The organism is Streptomyces palmae, from assembly GCF_004684805.1.
GTDB lineage: Bacteria > Actinomycetota > Actinomycetes > Streptomycetales > Streptomycetaceae > Streptomyces > Streptomyces palmae.
On sequence record NZ_SRID01000717.1, the window covers coordinates 1 to 1,070 of the forward strand.

The window sequence follows — 1,070 nt, forward strand, 5'->3', positions numbered from 1 at the left end:
AGGGATTGTGGGGTGGGCTGGCGGGGCCGCGGGAGCCGGTGGGTCGATTTAGGTCGGTATGGGGGGATTTGAGGCGCAGAGATCAACTCCCACGCCAACTCGAAGCACAAATCGGACTTTTGACACCTCATGCCGTTTTAACCGGCAGCAGTGACCAGGGTCACGCATGTAACGGGAAGCTGGTGACCTCTCCGTGGCGCTCTGGACACCCTCCGTCAGAACGGTTACGGCGCGCTGCGCACGAGAGCCGTTCCGCAAGATCTCCATTTCGGAAAGAGAATGATCCGCAGCGCTGCGTGACATAAAAGCGCCATAATTCTTGAAGTGGATCAATGGCGCAGATCACATGGTTTGTGGCGGCGAAAATATTCCGCTTACGGTGGCGCCCGCTCCACAGCAGTCATTGCTTGGGAGCCCGAAGCCGGAGCGCCTAATCCTGCCGCCGGTGAAGGAGAAACCACGACGCATCGCGGCAGGAGCGGGGGAACCAGGTAAGTCGCCGACCGGGCATCTTCAGCACGGCCGGCTTGGGGTGAAGACGCGTTACGGCGAAGGTGATCGCTGTTCAGGACGCGGCCGGGCAACTCCTGTCCGAACCCGACAGCTCACCTCGCAGGCGTAGGAGAGGACACCCCTATGTCTGCACGCGGACGCCATCTTCGCGTCAACCCGGGCCGCATCGCCAAGATCTCGCTCGCGCTCGCCGCGGGCGGTGCCGGCGTGGCCCTCCCGCTGATCGGCGCCACCTCCGCCAGCGCCGCCTCCGTCGACACCTGGGACAAGGTCGCGGCCTGCGAGAGCACCAGCAACTGGCACATCAACACGGGCAACGGCTTCTACGGCGGCCTCCAGTTCACCCAGTCCACCTGGAACGCGTACGGCGGCCAGACCTACGCGGCGCGCGCCGACCTGGCCACCAAGGACCAGCAGATCGCCGTCGCCGAGAAGGTCCTGGCCGACCAGGGCCCGGGCGCCTGGCCGGTGTGCTCGGTCAAGGCCGGCCTGACCAAGGGCGGCCCGACTCCGGCCGTGAACCCCAGCGGTGCCAAGGCCGAGGCCGCCCCCGCCCC

1 protein-coding gene and 1 riboswitch are annotated in these 1,070 nt (G+C 66.1%); the gene reads left to right on the top strand.

The window, feature by feature from the left end; genetic code table 11:
* Positions 1–450: 450 nt before the first annotated feature.
* Positions 451–632, top strand: a riboswitch (cyclic di-AMP (ydaO/yuaA leader).
* Between the two features lie 4 nt (positions 633–636).
* Positions 637–1,070, top strand: a 434-nt coding sequence (locus tag E4099_RS32280) for a transglycosylase family protein (protein WP_167828571.1), incomplete at its 3' end; no start/stop codon positions are given.